Source organism: Protofrankia sp. Cr1 (genome assembly GCF_963555865.1).
Classification (GTDB): Bacteria; Actinomycetota; Actinomycetes; order Frankiales; family Frankiaceae; genus Protofrankia.
The window spans coordinates 2,311-5,623 of sequence record NZ_CAUVXO010000040.1 but is presented as its reverse complement, the minus strand read 5'-3'; the positions used below and the strand labels follow the sequence as shown (position 1 = coordinate 5,623).

Below are 3,313 nucleotides of genomic sequence, written 5' to 3'. Positions count from 1 at the left end.
GGACCCGGCGTCGGATCGTCCGGACTTCGTCCGGGCACTGGAGCTCGCGGCAACTGCCCCGCTGGACGGGGTTGTGTCGGCGACCTACCCGTTGGACCGTTGGCGGGACGCGTTGGACCACGCGCTCGGCGCAGGGCGTCTCGGCGCGGTCAAGGTCGCCTTCGACCTGACGGCGGCGTGATGGGGCGCGGTGTGATGGGGCAAGGGTGAGATCTGTTCACTGGGACGTTCACTACGACGTTCACTACGACGTTCACTGGATGGCGGCTGGCGACGGCAGTGTCGCCCGGCCGCAACCGCGTGTTAGGGGATCGCACAGGTGAGACCGGGGTTCGTGCTCGAGGTCGATGAGCGGACTCCTCCGCTTCTCGTACACCAGGGTGAGGGGTTCGGGCTGGAACGCTTCCCGCTCGGCACCCGGGTGCTCTACCCGCCGGAGTCGCTGCCGGAGCTGGCCGACGTGGACGCGGCGATCAGCCGGGCGTTGGCCGAGCCCGAGAACAGCGAGCCGCTGCGGGCGTTGCTTCGGCCGGGGATGCGTCTGACGATCGCCTTCGACGACCTGTCGCTCCCGCTGCCGCCGATGCGCCGGCCCGACATCCGCCAGCGGGTGATCGAGCAGGTGCTGACGATCGCGGCGCAGGTCGGTGTGGACGACGTGGTACTCATCGTGGCGAACGCGCTGCATCGCCGGATGACCGCCGCCGAGATCGAACGGGCCGTCGGGGAGCGGGTGTTCCGCTCGTTCTGGCCGAACAACCTCTACAACCACGACGCCGAGGACAGGGACAACCTGACCCACATCGGCCTGACCGAGAACGGCGAGGACGTCGAGATCAACCGGCGGGCCGCCGAGTCCGACCTGCTGGTCTACGTCAACATCAACATGGTGGCGATGGACGGTGGCCACAAGTCGGTGCCGATCGGGCTCGCGTCCTACAACAGCCTGCGCCACCATCACAACAGTCATACAATGGTGCACTCGCGTTCGTTCATGGACCACACCCGCTCCGCCATGCATTCCTCGGCATGGCGGATGGGTCGGATGCTGGCCGACCACCTGAAGATCTTCACGGTGGAGACGACCGTGAACAACGCGTCGTTCCCGTCCCGTTACGGCTTTCTGATGAAGCGGGAATGGGAATGGTCCGTGCGCGACCAGGCGATGGCGTTCGGAATGTCGCGGGGGCTCGCGGCCATGCCGGTGCGCTCCCGCCGCAAGCTCTTCCACGATCTCGTGGCCGACTACGGGGTGACCGGCGTGCACGCCGGCGAGACCGAGGCCGTGCATGCCAAGACGATCGCGAATGTGCACCGCCAGCAGCTCGTCGAGGTCAACGGGCAGAGCGACGTGCTGGTCGTGGGCCTGCCCTATCTGGGGCCGTACAACGTGAACTCGGTGATGAACCCGATCCTCGCGATGTGCCTCGGGCTCGGTTATTTCTTCAACATGTACCGGGGACAACCGCTGGTCCGGCGCGGCGGAGCGATGATTCTCTACCATCCGGTGACGCCGGAGTTCTCCCAGCTGCACCATCCGTCGTATGTGGACTTCTTCGAGGAGGTTCTCGCCGAGTCCACCGACCCGGCGACCATTGAGGCCACCTTCGAGAAACAGTACGCGACCGACCCCTGGTATACCCACCTGTACCGCACATCGCACGCTTACCACGGCGTGCATCCGTTCTACATGTGGTACTGGGGTGCGCACGCCATGGACCACCTGGAGGATGTCGTGTGGGTCGGCGGTGACCGGGCCGCCTGCGCGCGGATGGGTTTCCGGGCAGCCTCCACCTTGGCGGACGCCTTGGAGATGGTGTCGGGCACGGTGGGCCGCGATCCATCCATGACGTATCTGCACTCTCCACCGCACGTCATCGCGGACGTGCGGTGATGGCGTCCCGCCCGGCCCGCCCAGTCGGGGTCGGCCTGCGCGAGGTGGCCCGTGGCTGGCGCTGGGGTGCCCGGCCGCCGGTACCGCGCTCCGCCGAGCCGCACCAGCTGCCGGCGGTGGCCAGGGAGTTCCCGACGGCGTGGGCGCGCACGCCGGCGATGCGGGCGGCCCGCATCGCGGCCCTCGAGGCCGGGATGAGACCACTCCTGGACGCGAATCTATCGCTGTCGGTGACAGGACTGGACGCCCTGGACGAGCTGCGGACCCCCGCGGTCTTCGTCTCGAACCACTCAAGCCATCTGGACGCTCCGCTGCTGTTGTGCACACTGCCGAGGAAGCTGCGGGACCACACGGCCGTGGCCGCGGCCGCCGACTACTTCTTCGGCAGTTGGTGGCGGGGCCTGGGTACGGCTTTCCTGTTCGCGACCGTGCCGATCGAGCGCCGCGGGGGTGCCGCCTCGACAGCGCCCGCAGACCTGCTCGCGGACGGCTGGAATCTGGTGATCTTCCCGGAGGGGACGAGGTCGAAGGACGGCCAGCTCGCCCGCTTCCGGTTCGGTGCGGCCCATCTGGCGATCACCTGTGGGGTTCCGGTGGTACCGGTCGCGATTCGCGGCAGCTTCGCCGCGATGCCGCGCGGCCGTGGCTGGACCCGCCCGGGCAGGCCGGGGGTATCGGTCCGCTTCGGTCGGCCGATGTACCCGACAACCGATCCGGCAACCGAGGACCTCCGCACCTTCACCGGCAGGATCTTCGCCGAGGTCTCCCGGCTGCTGGCCGAGGACACGACCTCGTGGTGGGAATCGCTGCATGCGGCGCCCGCCGGCGCTCCGCCTCCCCGGTCCGCGCGCACAGCCCACTGGCGCCGGGTCTGGGCGTCGACAGAACCGGTCGGACACAGCCGGACGATCTCTCCCTGGGACCGGCCCGGCCTGCCATCCCAGCACTCCGGCGGATCGTGAGAAGAATCACAGTGGCCTCACATTGTGGATAACCCTGTAGACAGTGCGGTGCGTATCTCCCGATAGCCTGGGGATCTCCTGTGGGGAGAGACGCACCCGCCTGTGGCAGGCGATGTCAAGAGTTGATTCCAGATCCCTCAGGCCCGTCACTGGGTTCATGGACCTGCGCAATCGGCCCCGCCGCTCCAGCCAGAAGCAGCACTCGAGCCACCAACAGCACCCCTCGAACCCGGGCGTCGACGCCTTCCGGGCGAACCGGCCTACCGGTCTACCCCCGAGCGTCGCCCGGGTGGCCGACCGCACCCGCCTGTCGGCCGAACTACTCGCGGCCATCCTCGAGGTGGCGGACCGTACCCGGGTGTCCCTGGACGACATCGAGCTCGCGGACGCGCTCGCCGACCGGCTGCTCGCCCGCCGCCGCGACCGGCTGCGCCTCGCGGCCTCGGCCTGAGCCACC

Annotated in this window: 3 protein-coding genes and 1 pseudogene; all 4 read left to right on the top strand. The window is 68.6% G+C overall.

Annotated features, from left to right (window positions below; translation table 11 throughout):
* Positions 1–181: pseudogene (locus U9980_RS06150) on the top strand (zinc-binding alcohol dehydrogenase); the annotation flags it as partial.
* A 153-nt stretch (positions 182–334) separates the two neighbouring features.
* Complete coding sequence (locus U9980_RS06145; protein WP_416210168.1) at positions 335–1,894, top strand: lactate racemase domain-containing protein; 1,560 nt, start codon at positions 335–337, stop codon at positions 1,892–1,894.
* Positions 1,894–2,856 (top strand): lysophospholipid acyltransferase family protein, encoded by a 963-nt coding sequence (locus U9980_RS06140; protein ID WP_322747790.1) that lies wholly within the window; start codon positions 1,894–1,896, stop codon positions 2,854–2,856. The genes U9980_RS06145 and U9980_RS06140 overlap by 1 nt, the downstream gene beginning before the upstream one ends.
* A 157-nt stretch (positions 2,857–3,013) precedes the next feature.
* Positions 3,014–3,307: a hypothetical protein gene (locus U9980_RS06135; protein ID WP_322747789.1), complete on the top strand. Its 294-nt coding sequence runs from the start codon at positions 3,014–3,016 to the stop codon at positions 3,305–3,307.
* The last annotated feature ends 6 nt before the right edge of the window (positions 3,308–3,313 follow it).